The organism is Vibrio sp. 10N.222.46.A1, from assembly GCF_041473595.1.
GTDB classification, from domain to species: domain Bacteria; phylum Pseudomonadota; class Gammaproteobacteria; order Enterobacterales; family Vibrionaceae; genus Vibrio; species Vibrio tasmaniensis_A.
This window is the reverse complement of sequence record NZ_JBFRSN010001492.1, coordinates 1-537: the sequence shown is the minus strand read 5'-3', so window position 1 is coordinate 537 and position 537 is coordinate 1. Positions and strand designations below refer to the sequence as shown.

Sequence of the window (537 nt, the reverse complement as noted above, 5' to 3'; positions counted from 1 at the left end):
AAACAATCTAATGAAAAGGTTAACTGGACATTCGTTAGCCCTGCTGCGGAAATCTTCCCGGGCGATAAGCTATCAGCCTACCGCACAGGTGGTGATCAACTGCTCACTGACGAAGATGGCAACAGCAAAATATCCGTCAGCGACTACGCTATCGCGATGATTGATGAACTAGAAGCTGGCAAGTTCCCACGCCAACGTATTGGTGTCGCTTACTAGTCAGCTCATATATAAAAACTAAAAAAGCCGCTTGTTCAAAACAATGCGGCTTTCTCATCTTTATATTGAGCATTCCTTTAATCCAATGGCAGGTGACCCGTTTTCACTAGGATAACCGTCTCTTCTTCCACATAAGGGAAATGCTCGCTCATATGAGGGCTACGCATCCATGTGTGTTTTGGATACTCGCCATGTTCATCTTTAAAAGTGCCTGACAACACAAAGATCTCTTCACCACCAAAATGACGGTGTGGCTGAAAGCGCTCACCAACGGGCCATTTCACTAACGCGACATGCTCGTGTTCGAATTCATGCAGTGGC

Annotated in this window: 1 protein-coding gene and 1 pseudogene; one reads left to right on the top strand and one right to left on the bottom strand. The window is 46.0% G+C overall.

The window, feature by feature from the left end:
- Nucleotides 1-216: pseudogene (locus AB4496_RS27600) on the top strand (NAD(P)-dependent oxidoreductase); the annotation flags it as partial.
- Nucleotides 217-293: 77 nt separating this feature from the next.
- Here AB4496_RS27600 and AB4496_RS27595 read toward each other — a convergent pair.
- The coding region (locus tag AB4496_RS27595; protein ID WP_372133179.1) for a cupin domain-containing protein at nt 294-537 on the bottom strand (244 nt) is incomplete at its 5' end.